Origin of the sequence: Shigella flexneri 2a str. 301, from assembly GCF_000006925.2 — a bacterium.
GTDB lineage: Bacteria > Pseudomonadota > Gammaproteobacteria > Enterobacterales > Enterobacteriaceae > ECMA0423.
Window position 1 is genome coordinate 1,351,499 of record NC_004337.2, and the last position, 18,363, is coordinate 1,369,861.

An 18,363-nucleotide genomic window follows, 5' to 3' on the forward strand; every position below is an offset into this window, starting at 1 on the left:
GCGTCGCCATCTGTTCAACATTCGTACCCGTGATTTCTCTATAACTATAACTCACAGAACAACTTAGCGAGGAGCAGAGCGGTACGATCGTGAGAAACCCATTAAAGCACGCTGCAGTGCGTGTCATTGTTAGCCGGATGCGGCGTGAACGCTTTATCCGGACAACGATACTGACCGATCGTCTGCAATTAAATAATTACTCATTACCCCATTGATTCAAAAACTCTGCGATCTCATCAATGCGTACGGGATTAATCCCCGCTTCAGCAGCCATTTCATGTTGGGCTTCTTCGCTGATCTCTTCATTGTTCATCAAACGGGTGAGCAGTAACTGGAAGTAGTGGGCCAGCGGTGTGCGTTCAGCCTCTGCGACAGGCTCTGCGCATTCGGTCGCGTACTCATCGGCAATATCAAAATATTTTAGCGGGATATCGTGGTTCATTATTTGCCCCTGGGGTTAATGCGCTAAGCATAAGGGCGGATGATAGCACTCGTGATCCGGGTCATACATCTTTTTATAGTTAATGGCGCGGCGCGTTACCCTCAGGCAGGATAATGCGCCGCGCATCCGGCTATTACGTTTCGCTCACCGGCGTTCTGTCACCTTCGTACAGCGGCACTTTGCGATAGCGGCGGATCAGATACCACAAATATGCGCCGCCTAACGAAGCCCATACCAGACCGAGTGTCAGTGACGTTGACTCTAGGTTAACCCACAGCACACCCACCGTCAGCGCGCCAACCAGCGGCATCAGCAAATAGTGGAAGTGATCCTTCCAGCTTTTATTCATTCCTTTACGCCGCCAGAAATGATTAAACACCGACAGATTCACGAAGGTAAACGCCACCAGAGCACCGAAGTTAATCAGTGCTGTCGCGGTGACTAAATCAAAGAACAGCGCCGACAGCGCGACAATCCCGACCATAATGACGTTGAGTGCCGGAGTCCGCCATTTTGGGTGCACATAGCCAAACACGCGCTCCGGAAACACATTGTCACGCCCCATCACATACAGCAGACGCGACACGCTGGCATGTGAAGCCAGGCCAGACGCTAATGTGTTCACAAACGTGGTGCAGAGGAAAATCGACTGAAAGAGCTTGCCGCCGACGTACAGCGCAATTTCAGGCAGTGCGGCGTCCGGGTCTTTAAAGCGGCTGATATCGGGAAAGAACAGCTGCATAAAGAACGACGCCGCGATAAAGATAACGCCGCCGTATACCGCCGTCAGGAAGATGGCTTTCGGGATCACGCGTGCGGCGTCCGGCGTCTCTTCCGAAAGCGTGGTCACCGCATCGAAACCGAGGAACGAGAAACAGACAATCGTCGCACCGGTAATAATCGGGATCAGGTGCGCGTTCTCGCTGATAAACGGCTGAAGTGACCAGACGGTGCCAACGCCTTCTCCTTTATGCAGTCCCTGAACCACCAGGAAGATAAACACCACCATGATGGAGATTTGCACCAGTACAAACAGGGTATTGAAGTTAGCGACCAGGTTGACGCTCTTCAGATTCGCGGCGGTTAAAATGGCGACGAAGGTTACCACCCACACCCACGGCGGCACTTCCGGGAAGAGGGCGGAGAGATAGATTTTCGCCAACAAAACGTTGATCATTGGCAAAAAGAGATAATCCAGCAGTGATGACCAGCCGACCATAAATCCGACGTGCGGGTTAATCGACTTTTGCGCGTAGGTATAGGCCGAACCGGCCTCCGGAAACTGGCGAACCAGTTTGCCGTAGCTGATAGCGGTAAACAGCACGCCCGCCAGCGCCAGCAAATAGGACGCCGGAACGTGACCGTCGCTAATGCCGGAGACAATACCAAAAGTATCAAATACGGTCATCGGCGTGAGATAGGCCAGACCCATCATTACCACCTGCCACAATTTCAGTGATTTTCGCAGACGGGTTTTGCCGGGTTGCGCAGCAATATTCAGTGGTGAATTAATAGCCATAATTGCTGCCTCCCCTGCGTAATAAGGTTTGCGGTCGTGTCGACCTGAAATCAAACCTGTTTAGCAAGGGAAGCAAAGGGGGCGGAGTCCAGTCAGTAGCAGGAGGGGCGCATACGCAGCCTCCCTCGCCATGCGGGGATTTAATCATCGGCATCATCTCATTTCCTCGTCACAGTCTTAATCGTTAACGGAAGCCCGTTGCCGCCTGCGCTCCATAACGCGACATCCGGGAAATGTCTGGATTACCAGCAAATGTCAGGCCTGGCTCCGCTCAGGCCGATGAAACAACCCCGCAAGGGGAATTACGCGTTTTTCAACATCCACTCAATTTCTGTTTCTGTGATGAGGCGCTCAAACTGCAACAGCTCATCATTTTTACAGGCGTGATACACATGGCAAAACCGTTCGCCTAAATAGCGGCGCAGGTGATCATTCTCGATAAACTCACCCAGGGCATCGCTCTGGCGAATCGGGAAGGGTAAGCCTTCCTGTTCCAGCCCGTTGCCTTCGACTTCTTCCTGCAACGGCAGCTCGTTATCAAGGCCATGCAAAATACCGGCAAAAATCGCTGCCATCACCAGATATGGGTTGGCATCGGCACCCGCCACGTGATATTCCACGCGGTGATTATGACGGTCACCGCACGGAATACGCAGGGCGACGGTGCGGTTGTTATGGCCCCACGACGCCTGCGTCGGCACATACATTCCCGGCTGGAAGCGGCGATACGAGTTCACGTTTGGTGCCAGCAACGCCATCGACGACGGCATCAGGTCAATCATCCCGGCGAGCATCTTTTTCAGCAGCGGCGAATCTTCGCCTTCTGTGTCAGAAAGCACATTCTCGCCACGATTATTTTGCATACTGATATGGATATGCATCCCGCTGCCCGCGTGCTCTTCATACGGCTTCGCCATAAAAGTGGCGTGCATCTTATGCTTTTCTGCCATCAGACGCACTAGGCGTTTTAGTGCCAGCGCATCATCGCAGGCTTCCAGCACGTTATCAGTATGGTAAAGGTTGATTTCAAACTGACCCGGCGAGGCCTCAGCGACCGCGCCATCTGCCGGAATCAGCTGCAACTGCGCCAGTTCATCAATATCATTGAGCACGTCGGCGAAGTGGTTGAGGTTATCAACGGAGTAAACCTGGCTTTGTGTATTGCGGTCATCGGTGCCAGGCGCGCAGGGCGGTTGCAGATCCCCTTCAGCGTCGCGCTGGCGATCCAGTAAATAGAACTCCAGCTCTACCGCTACAACCGGGAACAATCCGCGCTGGCGCAGCTGCTGCCACAGGCGGTTAAGAACGTTCCGCGGCTCAACGTCAAAGGGAGCGCCATCTTCATCGACCATGGTCAGGAGCATCTGACCGATAAACTCTGGATCGGCGGCAGAAGGAGTTAAGGAACCGAGAACAGGAACACAGGTACGATCCGGCTCGCCCATTTCCTGACCCAGACCTGCTTCTTCTACTACGTTGCCCAAAATATTCAGTGCAAATATCGAGGCCACCAAATAACGGCGTGTGTCGAGCTTGTACAGGCTTGAAACAGGCTTACATTTTCCACGGAAGCAACCATTCAAATCAGTAAGTAAAACATCAACATATTGCGTATTCGGGTAGCGCTCCAGGTAGCGTTTCACTTCCTGCGTAAAGGCGCTACCCCGCCTCTCTTCTGACTGCTGAACAAAGTTCTCTACTTCAACGATATTGGTTTCCATGATTCTTCGCCTTTGGTTTGTTTTCCGCTCGTTATCAAAGCGTAAAATATAATGACCATCATTCGAATCTGTATGCAAACCAAATGTTTGTCAAATGTTAAATTGAGTTTGCAAAAATGAAAATCCACTGCTAGATTGAAAAAATATTGAACATAAAGGTCATTTAAAGCGCAGTAATGGCGATAATTTAGTCCACTTTGTGAGATTGAGCATGGAAAATATAATGAACAATCCGGTTATCGGTGTCGTAATGTGCAGGAACAGGCTTAAGGGTCATGCGACCCAGACTCTGCAAGAAAAGTACCTGAATGCCATCATCCACGCAGGCGGCTTGCCAATTGCGCTACCACATGCGCTGGCGGAACCGTCGTTACTTGAACAACTTTTGCCGAAACTCGATGGCATTTATCTTCCTAGTAGTCCCAGCAATGTGCAGCCGCACCTATATGGTGAAAACGGCGATGAGCCTGACGCCGATCCCGGGCGTGATCTTCTGAGCATGGCGATAATTAATGCCGCACTCGAAAGGCGCATCCCCATTTTCGCCATCTGCCGGGGTTTACAAGAACTGGTGGTGGCAACCGGTGGTTCGTTGCATCGCAAGCTGTGCGAACAGCCTGAATTGCTGGAACATCGGGAAGATCCCGAACTGCCGGTGGAACAGCAATATGCACCGTCGCATGAAGTTCAGGTTGAAGAGGGGGGATTACTGTCTGCGTTGTTACCTGAATGTAGCAACTTTTGGGTAAACTCTCTACATGGACAAGGGGCGAAGGTCGTTAGCCCACGGTTGCGTGTTGAAGCTCGCTCGCCGGATGGCTTAGTTGAGGCGGTTAGCGTCATCAATCATCCTTTTGCGCTGGGCGTACAGTGGCACCCGGAATGGAACAGTAGCGAGTACGCGCTTTCGCGTATATTGTTCGAGGGCTTTATCACCGCTTGGCAGCACCATATCGCTGAAAAACAGCGACTCTGACCACTACAGTTTAAGGAAATGCAAATATGAGTGATGAGGGACTGGCGCCAGGAAAACGCTTGTCGGAAATCCGCCAGCAGCAGGGGCTTTCACAACGTCGTGCCGCCGAACTCTCCGGGCTGACTCACAGTGCTATCAGTACGATAGAACAAGATAAAGTCAGCCCTGCCATCAGTACGCTGCAAAAGCTGCTGAAGGTGTATGGTCTGTCACTCTCGGAATTCTTTTCCGAGCCGGAAAAACCTGATGAGCCGCAGGTCGTCATTAATCAGGACGACTTAATTGAGATGGGCAGTCAGGGTGTGTCAATGAAGCTGGTTCATAACGGTAACCCGAATCGCACGCTGGCGATGATCTTTGAAACGTACCAGCCGGGCACAACCACTGGGGAAAGAATTAAGCATCAGGGTGAGGAAATAGGCACAGTACTGGAAGGTGAAATTGTTCTGACGATTAATGGTCAGGATTACCACCTCGTCGCGGGGCAAAGTTATGCCATTAATACCGGCATCCCGCACAGTTTCAGTAATACGTCGGCAGGTATTTGCCGAATTATCAGCGCCCATACGCCCACCACGTTTTAATCTTTTTGTTCTGTAAGCCGGGTAAGCGCAATGCGCCCGGCAATCCATAAAGAATGTCGCCAGAAATAAACGGGCATGCAGCCCGGGGATCTCTGCGCCCTGACGTTCACAAACTGCATATATCTGATAGACGTGAAACAGGAGTCATAATGAATTTTCATCATCTGGCTTACTGGCAGGATAAAGCGTTAAGTCTCGCCATTGAAAACCGCTTATTTATTAACGGTGAATATACTGCTGCGGCGGAAAATGAAACCTTTGAAACCGTTGATCCGGTCACCCAGGCACCGCTGGCGAAAATTGCCCGCGGCAAGAGCGTCGATATCGACCGTGCGGTGAGCGCAGCACGCGGCGTATTTGAACGCGGCGACTGGTCACTCTCTTCTCCGGCTAAACGTAAAGCGGTACTGAATAAACTCGCCGATTTAATGGAAGCCCACGCCGAAGAGCTGGCACTGCTGGAAACTCTCGACACCGGCAAACCGATTCGTCACAGTCTGCGTGATGATATTCCCGGCGCGGCGCGCGCCATTCGCTGGTACGCCGAAGCGATCGACAAAGTGTATGGCGAAGTGGCGACCACCAGTAGCCATGAGCTGGCGATGATCGTGCGTGAACCGGTCGGCGTGATTGCCGCCATCGTGCCGTGGAACTTCCCGCTGTTGCTGACTTGCTGGAAACTCGGCCCGGCGCTGGCGGCGGGAAACAGCGTGATTCTAAAACCGTCTGAAAAATCACCGCTCAGTGCGATTCGTCTCGCGGGGCTGGCGAAAGAAGCAGGCTTGCCGGATGGTGTGTTGAACGTGGTGACGGGTTTTGGTCATGAAGCGGGGCAGGCGCTTTCGCGTCATAACGATATCGATGCCATCGCCTTTACCGGCTCCACGCGTACGGGTAAACAACTGCTGAAAGACGCGGGTGATAGCAACATGAAACGTGTCTGGCTGGAAGCGGGCGGCAAAAGCGCCAACATCGTTTTCGCCGATTGTCCGGATCTGCAAAAAGCGGCAAGCGCCACCGCCGCAGGCATCTTCTACAACCAGGGCCAGGTGCGCATCGCCGGAACGCGTTTGTTACTGGAAGAGAGCATCGCCGATGAATTCTTAGCCCTGTTAAAACAGCAGGCGCAAAACTGGCAGCCGGGCCATCCACTTGATCCCGCAACCACCATGGGCACCTTAATCGACAGCGCTCACGCTGACTCGGTACACACCTTTATTCGTGAAGGCGAAGGCAAGGGGCAACTGCTGCTGGATGGTCGCAACGCCGGGCTGGCAGCGGCCATCGGCCCGACCATCTTCGTGGATGTGGACCCGAATGCGTCCTTAAGCCGCGAAGAGATTTTCGGTCCGGTGCTGGTGGTCACCCGTTTCACATCAGAAGATCAGGCGCTGCAGCTTGCCAACGACAGCCAGTACGGCCTTGGCGCGGCGGTATGGACGCGCGACCTCTCCCGCGCGCACCGCATGAGCCGACGCCTGAAAGCCGGTTCCGTCTTCGTCAATAACTACAACGACGGCGATATGACCGTGCCGTTTGGCGGCTATAAGCAGAGCGGCAACGGTCGCGACAAATCCCTGCATGCCCTTGAAAAATTCACTGAACTGAAAACCATCTGGATAAGCCTGGAGGCCTGAAATGACCGAACATACCAGCAGTTACTACGCCGCCAGTGCGAATAAATATGCACCATTCGACACACTGAATGAGTCAATCACCTGCGACGTTTGCGTGGTTGGCGGCGGCTATACCGGGCTCTCCTCCGCGCTGCATCTGGCGGAAGCGGGCTTTGACGTAGTGGTTCTCGAAGCCTCACGCATCGGCTTTGGCGCAAGCGGGCGCAATGGCGGGCAGCTTGTGAACTCCTACAGCCGCGACATCGACGTGATCGAAAAAAGCTACGGCATGGACACCGCCCGTATGCTCGGCAGCATGATGTTCGAGGGTGGCGAGATCATCCGCGAACGTATCAAACGTTATCAGATTGACTGCGACTACCGCCCCGGCGGTCTGTTTGTGGCGATGAATGATAAACAACTCGCCACACTCGAAGAGCAGAAAGAGAACTGGGTACGCTACGGCAATAAACAGCTGGAGCTGCTGGACGTCAACGCTATTCGCCGCGAGGTCGCCAGCGATCGCTACACTGGTGCGCTGCTGGATCACAGCGGTGGGCATATTCACCCGCTAAACCTCGCCATTGGTGAAGCCGATGCCATCCGCCTGAACGGCGGGCGCGTGTATGAGCTTTCCGCCGTGACGCAGATCCAGCACACCACGCCAGCCGTGGTTCGGACTGCCAATGGTCAGGTGACGGCGAAGTATGTGATTGTCGCCGGGAATGCGTATCTGGGCGATAAAGTAGAGCCGGAACTAGCGAAACGCAGCATGCCGTGCGGCACGCAGGTGATCACCACCGAACGGCTGTCGGAAGATTTAGCCCGTTCGCTGATCCCGAAAAACTACTGTGTGGAAGACTGTAACTATCTGCTTGATTACTACCGTCTTACCGCCGACAACCGCCTGCTGTACGGCGGGGGTGTAGTGTATGGTGCACGCAACCCGGATGACGTTGAGCGTCTTGTGGTACCGAAACTACTAAAAACCTTCCCTCAGTTGAAGGGCGTGAAAATTGATTACCGCTGGACGGGCAACTTCCTGCTGACCTTGTCGCACATGCCGCAGTTCGGCCGCCTTGATACCAACATCTATTACATGCAGGGTTACAGCGGCCACGGCGTCACCTGTACCCATCTTGCCGGGCGTTTGATTGCTGAACTGCTGCGCGGTGACGCCGAGCGTTTCGATGCCTTCGCCAATCTGCCGCATTACCCGTTCCCCGGCGGGCGCACGCTGCGCGTGCCATTTACCGCGATGGGCGCGGCTTATTACAGCCTGCGCGATCGTCTGGGCGTTTAATTTCCGATTAACAGTGAAGAGTCAAAAGGTGTGAAACATGAGCAACAATGAATTCCATCAGCGTCGTCTTTCTGCTACCCCACGCGGGGTTGGCGTGATGTGTAACTTCTTCGCCCAGTCGGCAGAAAACGCTACGCTGAAGGACGTAGAGGGCAACGAATACATCGATTTCGCCGCAGGCATTGCGGTGCTGAATACCGGGCATCGCCACCCTGATCTGGTCGCGGCGGTGGAGCAGCAATTGCAACAGTTTACCCACACGGCGTATCAGATTGTGCCGTACGAAAGCTACGTCACGCTGGCGGAGAAAATTAACACCCTTGCCCCAGTGAGCGGGCAGGCTAAAACCGCATTCTTCACTACCGGCGCGGAAGCGGTGGAAAACGCGGTGAAAATTGCTCGCGCCCATACCGGACGACCTAGCGTGATTGCGTTTAGCGGTGGCTTCCACGGTCGTACATATATGACCATGGCGCTGACCGGAAAAGTTGCGCCGTACAAAATCGGCTTCGGCCCGTTCCCTGGTTCGGTGTATCACGTACCTTATCCGTCAGATTTACACGGCATTTCAACACAGGACTCCCTCGACGCCATCGAACGCTTGTTTAAATCAGACATCGAAGCGAAGCAGGTCGCGGCCATTATTTTCGAACCGGTGCAGGGCGAGTGCGGTTTCAACGTTGCGCCAAAAGAGCTGGTTGCCGCCATTCGCCGCCTGTGCGACGAGCACGGTATTGTGATGATTGCCGATGAAGTGCAAAGCGGCTTTGCGCGTACCGGTAAACTGTTTGCCATGGATCATTACGCCGATAAGCCGGACTTAATGACGATGGCGAAAAGCCTCGCGGGCGGGATGCCGCTTTCGGGCGTGGTCGGTAACGCGAATATTATGGACGCGCCCGCGCCGGGCGGGTTGGGTGGCACCTACGCCGGGAACCCGCTGGCGGTGGCTGCCGCGCACGCGGTGCTCAATATTATCGACAAAGAATCACTCTGCGAACGCGCGAATCAACTGGGCCAGCGTCTCAAAAACACGTTGATTGATGCCAAAGAAAGCGTTCCGGCCATTGCTGCGGTACGCGGCCTGGGGTCGATGATTGCGGCAGAGTTTAACGATCCGCAAACGGGCGAGCCGTCAGCGGCGATTGCACAGAAAATCCAGCAACGCGCGCTGGCGCAGGGGCTGCTCCTGCTGACCTGTGGCGCATACGGCAACGTGATTCGCTTCCTGTATCCGCTGACCATCCCGGATGCGCAATTCGATGCGGCAATGAAAATTTTGCAGGATGCGCTGAGCGATTAATAGCCCAACGCAATAATGTCTGATGCGCTGCGCTTATCAGGCCTGCAAACGACGTATTGATTATGTATGCCGAATAAAGCATTCACGCCGCATCCGGCAAGTTGTATTGCTCAACTTCGCTAAATCTGGTGCTTTTTCAACAACGCGCGGAACTGATGATAAGTTAACCCCAGTAATTCAGCCGCGCGCTTCTGGTTATATTTCCCCTGTTGCAAACTGAGTTGCAGCAACTCTTTTTCCTGCTGCATCTGAAACTCGCGTAAATCCAGCGGCAGCGTCGGAAGCGAGGTATTTTCTGAAACGGCGATGGCTTCTTCAGGTGGACGCCGTTTAAAGGGATCAATAATGATGTCATCAAGCGGATAATCGCTGGTGCCGTGGCGATACACTGAACGTTCCACCACGTTTTTCAATTCACGAATATTTCCCGGCCAACGATAATTCAGCAATGTTTCTCTGGCGCGCTCCGTAAACCCCGGGAACAGAGGCAGCTTGATTTCCCGACACATCTGAATGGCAAAGTGTTCTGCCATCAGCATAATGTCGCTTTCGCGCTCGCGCAGGGGCGGCAGTTGCACTACATCGAAAGCCAGCCGGTCGAGCAGGTCAGCGCGAAAAGTACCTTCATTGACCATCGCCGGGAGATCGGCATTCGTCGCGCATACCAACCGCACATTCACCTGCAACGGCTGGCTACCGCCAACGCGCTCCAGTTCACCGTACTCAATCACACGCAATAATTTTTCCTGCACCATCATCGGTGCCGTAGCGAGTTCATCAAGAAATAGCGTACCGCCGTCGGCACGTTCAAATCTCCCAGGATGAAGTTTTTGCGCACCGGTAAACGCCCCCGCTTCGTGACCAAACAGTTCGGAATCCAGCAGATTTTCATTTAACGCCGCGCAGTTAAGGGAAATAAACGGCCCTTGCCAACGGGAGGAGAGATAATGCAGGCGGCTGGCAATCAACTCTTTACCGGTGCCGCGTTCGCCGATGATGAGCACCGGTTTGTCCAGCGGTGCGAGATGCGAAACCTGTTCCAGCACTTCGAGAAAGCTGTTCGCCTCACCAAGTAAATTATCTTTGTATTCGGCCATGATGAAATTCGCCACTTGTTAGTGTAATTCGCTAATTCATCCTGGCATGTTGCTGTTGATTCTTCAATCAGATCTTTATAAATCAAAAAGATAAAAAATTGGCACGCAAATTGCATTAACAGTTCAGCAGGACAATCCTGAACGCAGAAATCAAGAGGACAACATTATGGGTATTTTTTCTCGCTTTGCCGACATCGTGAATGCCAACATCAACGCTCTGTTAGAGAAAGCGGAAGATCCACAGAAACTGGTGCGTCTGATGATCCAGGAGATGGAAGATACACTGGTTGAAGTACGTTCTACTTCGGCGCGTGCGTTGGCAGAAAAGAAACAGCTGACTCGCCGTATTGAACAAGCGTCGGCGCGTGAAGTTGAATGGCAGGAAAAAGCCGAACTGGCGCTGCTGAAAGAGAGAGAGGATCTGGCACGTGCAGCGTTAATTGAAAAACAGAAACTGACCGATCTGATTAAGTCCCTGGAACATGAAGTGACGCTGGTGGACGATACGCTGGCACGCATGAAGAAAGAGATTGGCGAGCTGGAAAACAAATTGAGCGAAACACGCGCTCGCCAGCAGGCATTGATGTTACGTCATCAGGCGGCAAACTCGTCGCGCGATGTGCGTCGTCAGCTGGACAGTGGCAAACTGGATGAAGCAATGGCTCGTTTCGAATCTTTCGAACGTCGTATTGACCAGATGGAAGCGGAAGCAGAAAGCCACAGCTTCGGTAAACAAAAATCGCTGGACGATCAGTTTGCCGAACTGAAAGCCGATGATGCAATCAGCGAACAACTGGCACAATTAAAAGCCAAAATGAAGCAAGACAATCAATAATAACATCCAGGCGGCGTCCGAACGCGCCGCCGCTCATCGTCTAAGGAGTACTTATGAGCGCGCTATTTCTGGCTATTCCGTTAACCATTTTTGTGCTGTTTGTTTTACCGATCTGGTTATGGCTGCATTACAGCAATCGTTCTGGTCGCAGTGAATTGTCGCAAAGTGAGCAGCAGCGATTAGCGCAACTGGTTGATGAAGCAAAACGGATGCGCGAACGTATTCAGGCGCTGGAATCTATTCTTGATGCAGAACATCCGAACTGGAGGGATCGCTAATGGCGGGCATTAATCTCAATAAAAAGTTATGGCGTATTCCACAGCAGGGCATGGTCCGCGGCGTCTGCGCCGGGATTGCCAACTATTTTGATGTACCGGTAAAACTGGTGCGTATCCTGGTGGTGCTGTCGATTTTTTTCGGTCTGGCGCTGTTTACCCTGGTTGCTTACATCATTTTGTCATTTGCGCTTGATCCAATGCCGGACAACATGGCCTTTGGTGAGCAGCTACCTTCCAGCAGCGAATTGCTGGATGAAGTCGACCGTGAACTGGCGGCAAGTGAAACGCGTTTACGCGAGATGGAACGTTATGTCACTTCCGATACTTTCACGTTACGTAGCCGTTTCCGTCAACTGTGAGGAAAGTTATGAATACTCGCTGGCAACAGGCCGGGCAAAAGGTGAAGCTTGGTTTCAAATTAGCAGGCAAGCTGGTACTTCTTACCGCACTGCGCTATGGCCCGGCGGGTGTGGCGGGCTGGGCGATAAAATCAGTTGCTCGCCGACCGCTGAAAATGTTGCTGGCTGTGGCGCTGGAACCGCTGTTAAGTCGGGCTGCTAATAAACTGGCACAGCGTTATAAAAGGTGAGGGGAGTTTCGCAAAAATTGTTAAATCTCAGGCGTATAATGGATGGCAATTTTCATCCATAGAAGGACGCTTACATGTTTAAAAAAAGGCTTACTTGCTCTGGCACTGGTGTTTTCACTGCCCGTTTTCGCCGCTGAACACTGGATCGATGTTCGTGTTCCAGAGCAGTATCAGCAAGAGCACGTTCAGGGGGCCATCAATATTCCCCTGAAGGAAGTGAAAGAGCGCATTGCCACCGCCGTTCCGGATAAAAACGACACCGTGAAAGTGTATTGCAATGCCGGACGCCAGTCCGGGCAGGCAAAAGAGCTCCTTAGCGAGATGGGATATACCCACGTTGAGAACGCCGGTGGCCTGAAAGACATCGCAATGCCGAAGGTCAAAGGTTAAAAGAATTCACCATGAGCGGCGCTTATGCGCCGTTTTTTTTCTGTCACACCTTATTTACATCCCTATAGATTATTTGCGTCAGCTCACAAATACGCTTTTTCCCTGGTAAAAAATGATTTCCTGCGTGACTAAAACCCTTGTGCTCAATTGACAGTTTATTTTCTGCGGAGTAGTCTCTCGCCTCATGGGACCGCTACCACGGAAAGGCAACATGAAACAGAAAATTACGGATTACATGGACGAAATCTACGGTGGAACATTTACCGCAACTCATTTACAGAAACTTGTAACGCGTCTTGAGAGTGCGAAACGATTAATTACACAGCGACGTAAAAAACACTGGGATGAAAGTGATGTCGTGTTAATTACCTATGCCGATCAATTTCACAGTAATGATTTAAAACCACTACCCATATTTAATCAGTTCTACCATCAATGGCTGCAAAGCATTTTTTCACATGTTCATTTATTACCTTTTTACCCATGGTCATCTGATGATGGATTTTCGGTAATTGATTATCATCAGGTCGCCAGTGAAGCGGGGGAGTGGCAGGATATTCAGCAACTCGGTGAATGCAGTCATTTAATGTTTGATTTTGTCTGCAACCATATGTCTGCAAAAAGTGAATGGTTTAAAAACTATTTACAACAGCTTCCGGGTTTTGAAGATTTCTTTATTGCGGTTGATCCGAAAACCGATCTCAGTGCCGTCACCCTTCCGCGTGCGTTACCGCTATTAACGCCGTTTCAAATGGATGATAATTCCACGCGCCATTTATGGACCACCTTTAGTGACGATCAAATTGACCTGAATTACCGTAGCCCTGAAGTGTTGCTGGCGATGGTGGATGTTTTACTCTGTTACCTTGAGAAAGGTGCTGAGTATGTCCGCCTGGATGCCGTTGGCTTTATGTGGAAAGAGCCGGGAACAAGCTGCATCCATCTGGAAAAAACACATCTGATTATCAAGCTGTTACGGTCGATTATTGATGACGTAGCACCAGGTACAGTGATTATTACCGAAACCAATGTTCCGCACAAAGACAACATTGCTTACTTTGGCAACGGTGATGACGAAGCGCATATGGTGTACCAGTTCTCGCTGCCGCCGCTGGTGTTACATGCGGTGCAAAAACAGAACGTCGAGGCGCTGTGCCAGTGGGCGCAAAGTCTGAGCTTGCCCTCCAGTAAAACGACCTGGTTTAACTTCCTCGCCTCTCACGATGGCATCGGGTTGAACCCACTGCGTGGCTTGCTTCCAGAAAGCGAAATATTAGCGCTGGTCGAGGCATTACAGCAGGAAGGTGCATTAGTAGGTAATGCTGCCAACTTACTGATTTAGTGTATGATGGTGATTTTAAGGTGCTTGCGTGGCTTCCATTTCCATCAGATGTCCTTCCTGCTCCGCTACTGAAGGCGTGGTGCGTAACGGCAAAAGCACTGCCGGACATCAGCGCTATCTCTGCTCTCATTGCCGTAAAACATGGCAACTACAGTTCACTTACACCGCCTCTCAGCCCGGTACGCACCAGAAAATCATTGATATGGCCATGAATGGCGTCGGATGTCGCGCCAGTGCACGCATTATGGGCGTTGGCCTCAACACGGTTTTACGTCACTTAAAAAACTCAGGCCGCAGTCGGTAACCTCGCGCATACAACCGGGCAGTGATGTGATTGTCTGCGCTGAAATGGACGAACATTGGGGCTACGTCGGTGCTAAATCACGTCAGCGCTGGCTGTTTTACGCGTATGACAGGATACGGAGGACGGTTGTGGCGCACGTCTTCGGTGAACGCACTCTGGCCACACTGGAGCGTCTTCTGAGTTTGAGGTCGTGGTATGGATGACGGATGGCTGGCCGCTGTATGAATCACGCCTGAAGGGAAAGCTGCACGTTATCAGCAAGCGTTACACTCAGCGCATTGAGCGACATAATCTGAATCTGAGACAACATCTGGCAAGGCTGGTACGGAAGTCACTGTCGTTCTCAAAATCGGTGGAGCTGCATGACAAGGTCATCGGGCATTATCTGAACATAAAACACTATCAGTAAGTTGGAGTCATTACCCATTAGTAAACTGGAAAAATAATCCCGACGGCACGCGCAGTCCCTATGAGATGAATGTCACCTATATGAATGCGTTAAGCCGCCGCGAGAGTAGCGATGAAGAACGTTGCACCAGGTTTATCCTTGCCCATGCGATTTTGTTAAGTTTCCCCGGTGTACCCGCGATATATATTCAAAGTATTCTTGGCTCGCGTAATGATTACGCAGGTGTCGAAAAACTCGGATATAACCGTGCGATTAACCGTAAAAAATATCACAGTGAAGAGATAACACGAGAACTGAACGATGAAGCTACATTAAGGCATGCGGTATATCATGAGTTGTCGCGTTTAATTACACTTCGTCGCAGCCATAACGAGTTTCATCCGGATAATAATTTTACCATCGATACGGTTAATTCATCCGTAATGCGTATTCAAAGAAGTAACGCTGATGGTAATTGTCTGACTGGATTGTTTAATGTCAGTAAAAATATTCAGCATGTAAATATTACTGATCTGCATGGTCGGGATCTGATTAGTGAAGTTGATATATTGGGTAATGAAATAACGCTGCGCCCCTGGCAGGTTATGTGGATTAAATAAAAAGGAACATCTCATGATTAAATCAAAAATCGTGCTGTTATCAGCACTGGTTTCCTGCGCCCTGATTTCAGGCTGTAAAGAAGAAAATAAAACCCATGTATCCATCGAATTTATGCATTCTTCGGTGGAGCAGGAGCGTCAGGCAGTTATCAGCAAATTGATTGCCCGTTTTGAAAAAGAAAACCCAGGTATCACCGTTAAACAAGTGCCCGTGGAAGAAGACGCTCATAACACCAAAGTCATCACCCTTTCACGTAGCGGCTCGCTGCCGGAAGTGATCGAAACCAGCCATGACTACGCCAAAGTTATGGATAAAGAGCAGCTTATCGATCGCAAAGCGGTTGCCACGGTCATCAGCAACGTTGGTGAAGGCGCGTTTTACGATGGCGTACTGCGTATTGTGCGTACCGAAGATGGTAGCGCATGGACCGGTGTTCCTGTCAGCGCCTGGATTGGCGGCATCTGGTATCGCAAAGATGTGCTGGCAAAAGCGGGGCTGGAGGAGCCGAAAAACTGGCAACAGCTGCTGGACGTTGCACAGAAACTGAATGACCCGGCGAATAAAAAATACGGTATTGCGCTGCCTACGGCAGAAAGCGTGCTGACGGAACAATCCTTCTCCCAGTTTGCGTTATCCAACTAGGCCAACGTCTTTAACGCCGAAGGCAAAATCACCCTTGATACACCAGAGATGATGCAGGCGCTGACCTATTACCGCGACCTTGCTGCCAACACCATGCCGGGTTCTAACGACATCATGGAAGTGAAAGACGCCTTTATGAACGGCACCGCGCCGATGGCGATTTACTCCACCTATATCCTTCCGGCTGTGATTAAAGAAGGCGACCCGAAAAACGTCGGTTTCGTGGTGCCAACCGAGAAAAACTCTGCGGTCTACGGCATGTTGACCTCGCTGACCATTACCGCCGGACAAAAGACCGAAGCAGCAGAAAAATTTGTCACCTTTATGGAGCAGGCGGACAACATTGCCGACTGGGTGATGATGTCGCCAGGTGCTGCGCTGCCGGTGAATAAAGCGGTTGTCACTACCGCCACCTGGAAAGACAACGACGTTATTAAGGCGCTGGGTGAACTACCGAATCAGCTAATCGGTGAACTGCCAAATATTCAGGTCTTTGGCGCAGTAGGGGATAAAAACTTTACCCGCATGGGCGATGTGACGGGTTCTGGTGTGGTGAGCTCCATGGTGCATAACGTCACCGTGGGTAAAGCCGATCTCCCTGGCACGCTGCAAGCGAGCCAGAAAAAGCTGGATGAACTGATCGAACAGCACTAAACCCAGGACAGGAATCCGCAATGAACAGGCTTTTTTCAGGTCGTTCCGATATGCCGTTTGCGCTGCTGCTTCTCGCGCCCAGCTTATTACTGCTGGGCGGTCTGGTGGCGTGGCCGATGGTGTCGAATATCGAAATCAGTTTTTTACGTCTGCCGCTCAATCCCAACATCGAGTCAACGTTTGTTGGGGTGAGTAACTATGTGCGCATTCTCTCCGATCCCGGCTTCTGGCACTCGCTGTGGATGACGGTCTGGTATACGGCGCTGGTGGTGGCGGGCAGCACCGTGCTCGGGCTGGCCGTGGCGATGTTTTTCAACCGCGAGTTCCGCCTGCGCAAAACCGCGCGTTCGCTGGTGATCCTCTCCTACGTAACGCCGTCCATTTCGCTGGTGTTTGCCTGGAAATACATGTTCAACAACGGCTACGGCATTGTGAACTACCTCGGCGTCGATCTTCTGCATCTCTATGAGCAGGCACCGCTGTGGTTTGATAATCCGGGCAGTAGCTTTGTGCTGGTGGTGCTGTTCGCCATCTGGCGCTACTTCCCGTATGCCTTTATCTCGTTTCTGGCGATTTTGCAGACCATCGACAAATCGCTGTACGAAGCGGCAGAGATGGATGGCGCTAATGCCTGGCAGCGGTTTCGCATCGTCACGCTGCCCGCAATTATGCCGGTCCTGGCGACGGTGGTGACCCTGCGCACCATCTGGATGTTCTACATGTTCGCTGATGTTTATCTGCTGACAACCAAGGTCGATATTCTTGGTGTCTATCTCTACAAAACCGCCTTTGCCTTTAATGACTTAGGGAAAGCGGCGGCGATCTCGGTGGTGCTCTTCATCATTATTTTCGCTGTCATTCTGCTGACCAGGAAACGGGTGAACCTCAATGGCAACAAATAAACGCACGCTCAGTCGTATCGGTTTTTACTGCGGGCTGGCGCTGTTTCTCATCATCACGCTGTTTCCGTTTTTTGTGATGCTGATGACCTCGTTCAAAAGCGCGAAAGAGGCGATATCGCTGCATCCTACGCTGCTGCCGCAACAGTGGACGCTGGAGCATTACGTCGACATTTTTAACCCGATGATTTTCCCGTTTGTCGACTACTTCCGTAACAGCATGGTGGTGTCGGTGGTTTCCTCCGTGGTGGCGGTATTTCTCGGCATTCTCGGAGCTTACGCGCTTTCCCGCCTGCGCTTTAAAGGCCGGATGACCATCAACGCCAGCTTTTACACGGTGTATATGTTCTCTGGCATTTTGCTGGTGGTGCCTCTGTTCAAAATCATCACCGCGCTTGGTATTTACGACACCGAGATGGCGCTGATCATTACCATGGTGACGCAAACCCTGCCCACCGCCGTGTTTATGCTGAAAAGTTACTTCGACACCATCCCTGATGAGATCGAAGAAGCGGCGATGATGGATGGCCTCAACCGTCTGCAAATCATCTTCCGTATCACCGTGCCCCTGGCGATGTCCGGGCTGATATCGGTGTTCGTCTACTGCTTTATGGTGGCGTGGAACGACTATCTGTTTGCGTCGATTTTCCTCTCCAGCGCCAGCAATTTCACCTTACCAGTGGGCCTGAACGCGCTGTTCAGTACGCCTGATTACATCTGGGGACGGATGATGGCGGCCTCGCTGGTGACCGCATTGCCGGTGGTGATTATGTATGCGCTTTTGGAACGTTTTATTAAGAGTGGTTTGACCGCCGGTGGCGTGAAGGGCTAAAGCGGCCAGTTTCTTTACAAGGAGTTTT

General features: G+C 51.9%; 17 protein-coding genes, 2 pseudogenes and 4 other annotated features. Of the genes and pseudogenes, 15 read left to right on the plus strand and 4 right to left on the minus strand.

The genetic code is table 11. From position 1 onward, the window contains the following. Positions 1 to 196: 196 nt before the first annotated feature. The 3 genes from ymjA to SF1302 form a co-directional block, all read right to left on the minus strand. Complete coding sequence (gene ymjA / locus SF1300; RefSeq protein ID NP_707204.1) at positions 197 to 442, minus strand: hypothetical protein; 246 nt, start codon at positions 440 to 442, stop codon at positions 197 to 199. Positions 443 to 575: 133 nt separating this feature from the next. Next, a complete protein-coding gene (ycjJ, locus tag SF1301) occupies positions 576 to 1,961 on the minus strand; it encodes an amino acid/amine transport protein (protein ID NP_707205.2) in 1,386 nt (461 codons plus the stop codon). A gap of 302 nt (positions 1,962 to 2,263) precedes the next feature. Further along, positions 2,264 to 3,682: a glutamine synthetase gene (locus tag SF1302; protein ID NP_707206.2), complete on the minus strand. Its 1,419-nt coding sequence runs from the start codon at positions 3,680 to 3,682 to the stop codon at positions 2,264 to 2,266. 199 nt (positions 3,683 to 3,881) lie between these two features. On the opposite strand from SF1302, the gene puuD reads away from it, so the two are divergent. The 5 genes from puuD (at position 3,882) to goaG (ending at position 9,464) form a co-directional block, all read left to right on the plus strand. Then, complete coding sequence (gene puuD / locus SF1303) at positions 3,882 to 4,658, plus strand: gamma-glutamyl-gamma-aminobutyrate hydrolase (RefSeq protein NP_707207.2); 777 nt, start codon at positions 3,882 to 3,884, stop codon at positions 4,656 to 4,658. 26 nt (positions 4,659 to 4,684) lie between these two features. Continuing rightward, a complete protein-coding gene (ycjC, locus tag SF1304) occupies positions 4,685 to 5,242 on the plus strand; it encodes a DNA-binding transcriptional repressor PuuR (RefSeq protein NP_707208.1) in 558 nt (185 codons plus the stop codon). Between the two features lie 149 nt (positions 5,243 to 5,391). Further along, positions 5,392 to 6,879 carry a gamma-glutamyl-gamma-aminobutyraldehyde dehydrogenase gene (gene aldH / locus SF1305; protein NP_707209.2) on the plus strand — a complete coding sequence of 496 codons (1,488 nt, stop codon included), beginning with the start codon at positions 5,392 to 5,394 and terminating at the stop codon, positions 6,877 to 6,879. Between the two features lies 1 nt (position 6,880). Then, positions 6,881 to 8,161, plus strand: coding sequence for an oxidoreductase (gene ordL / locus SF1306; RefSeq protein ID NP_707210.1), 1,281 nt, complete (start codon positions 6,881 to 6,883; stop codon positions 8,159 to 8,161). 37 nt (positions 8,162 to 8,198) lie between these two features. Next, the gene (goaG, locus tag SF1307) at positions 8,199 to 9,464 is read left to right on the plus strand and encodes a 4-aminobutyrate transaminase (RefSeq protein NP_707211.1); all 1,266 of its coding nucleotides are present in this window, start codon (positions 8,199 to 8,201) and stop codon (positions 9,462 to 9,464) included. Between the two features lie 119 nt (positions 9,465 to 9,583). Here goaG and pspF read toward each other — a convergent pair whose 3' ends face one another. Continuing rightward, a complete protein-coding gene (gene pspF, locus SF1308) occupies positions 9,584 to 10,576 on the minus strand; it encodes a psp operon transcriptional activator (RefSeq protein ID NP_707212.3) in 993 nt (330 codons plus the stop codon). 151 nt (positions 10,577 to 10,727) lie between these two features. On the opposite strand from pspF, the gene pspA reads away from it, so the two are divergent. Next, the gene (gene pspA / locus SF1309; protein NP_707213.1) at positions 10,728 to 11,396 is read left to right on the plus strand and encodes a phage shock protein PspA; all 669 of its coding nucleotides are present in this window, start codon (positions 10,728 to 10,730) and stop codon (positions 11,394 to 11,396) included. Between the two features lie 53 nt (positions 11,397 to 11,449). After that, positions 11,450 to 11,674: a phage shock protein B gene (gene pspB / locus SF1310; protein NP_707214.1), complete on the plus strand. Its 225-nt coding sequence runs from the start codon at positions 11,450 to 11,452 to the stop codon at positions 11,672 to 11,674. Then, positions 11,674 to 12,033 carry a DNA-binding transcriptional activator PspC gene (gene pspC / locus SF1311; protein ID NP_707215.1) on the plus strand — a complete coding sequence of 120 codons (360 nt, stop codon included), beginning with the start codon at positions 11,674 to 11,676 and terminating at the stop codon, positions 12,031 to 12,033. The genes pspB and pspC overlap by 1 nt, the downstream gene beginning before the upstream one ends. An 8-nt stretch (positions 12,034 to 12,041) precedes the next feature. Continuing rightward, positions 12,042 to 12,263: a peripheral inner membrane phage-shock protein gene (gene pspD / locus SF1312; protein ID NP_707216.2), complete on the plus strand. Its 222-nt coding sequence runs from the start codon at positions 12,042 to 12,044 to the stop codon at positions 12,261 to 12,263. A gap of 42 nt (positions 12,264 to 12,305) precedes the next feature. Next, on the plus strand, positions 12,306 to 12,653 hold the full coding sequence (gene pspE / locus SF1313; protein NP_707217.1) for a thiosulfate:cyanide sulfurtransferase: 348 nt from the start codon (positions 12,306 to 12,308) through the stop codon (positions 12,651 to 12,653). 184 nt (positions 12,654 to 12,837) lie between these two features. Further along, positions 12,838 to 15,307: a sequence feature (Similar to Escherichia coli K12 polysaccharide hydrolase gi: 1787568 (569 aa). BLAST with identity of 93% in 823 aa. This CDS has been disrupted by insertion. The sequence has been checked and is believed to be correct.), on the plus strand. Then, positions 12,838 to 15,307: pseudogene (gene ycjM / locus SF1314) on the plus strand. (Overlaps the previous feature by 2,470 nt.) Further along, positions 13,969 to 14,480, plus strand: a mobile genetic element (partial). It overlaps the preceding pseudogene by 512 nt. After that, positions 14,024 to 14,299, plus strand: a complete 276-nt coding sequence (gene insA / locus SF1315; protein NP_707218.1) for an insertion element IS1 protein InsA — start codon at positions 14,024 to 14,026, stop codon at positions 14,297 to 14,299. It overlaps the preceding feature by 276 nt. Before ycjM ends, insA begins: the two are co-directional and overlap by 276 nt. Then, positions 14,481 to 14,723, plus strand: a mobile genetic element (partial). A gap of 13 nt (positions 15,308 to 15,320) precedes the next feature. Next, positions 15,321 to 16,604 (plus strand) — a sequence feature (Similar to Escherichia coli K12 transport periplasmic protein gi: 1787569 (431 aa). BLAST with identity of 95% in 428 aa. This CDS contains an in-frame stop codon. The sequence has been checked and is believed to be correct.). Beyond that, a pseudogene (locus SF1316) lies at positions 15,321 to 16,604 on the plus strand. Its footprint overlaps the feature before it by 1,284 nt. 20 nt (positions 16,605 to 16,624) lie before the next feature. Next, positions 16,625 to 17,506, plus strand: a complete 882-nt coding sequence (gene ycjO / locus SF1317) for an ABC transporter permease (RefSeq protein ID NP_707219.1) — start codon at positions 16,625 to 16,627, stop codon at positions 17,504 to 17,506. Further along, positions 17,493 to 18,335 carry a transport system permease gene (ycjP, locus tag SF1318; RefSeq protein ID NP_707220.1) on the plus strand — a complete coding sequence of 281 codons (843 nt, stop codon included), beginning with the start codon at positions 17,493 to 17,495 and terminating at the stop codon, positions 18,333 to 18,335. The genes ycjO and ycjP overlap by 14 nt, the downstream gene beginning before the upstream one ends. Positions 18,336 to 18,363 lie beyond the last annotated feature (28 nt).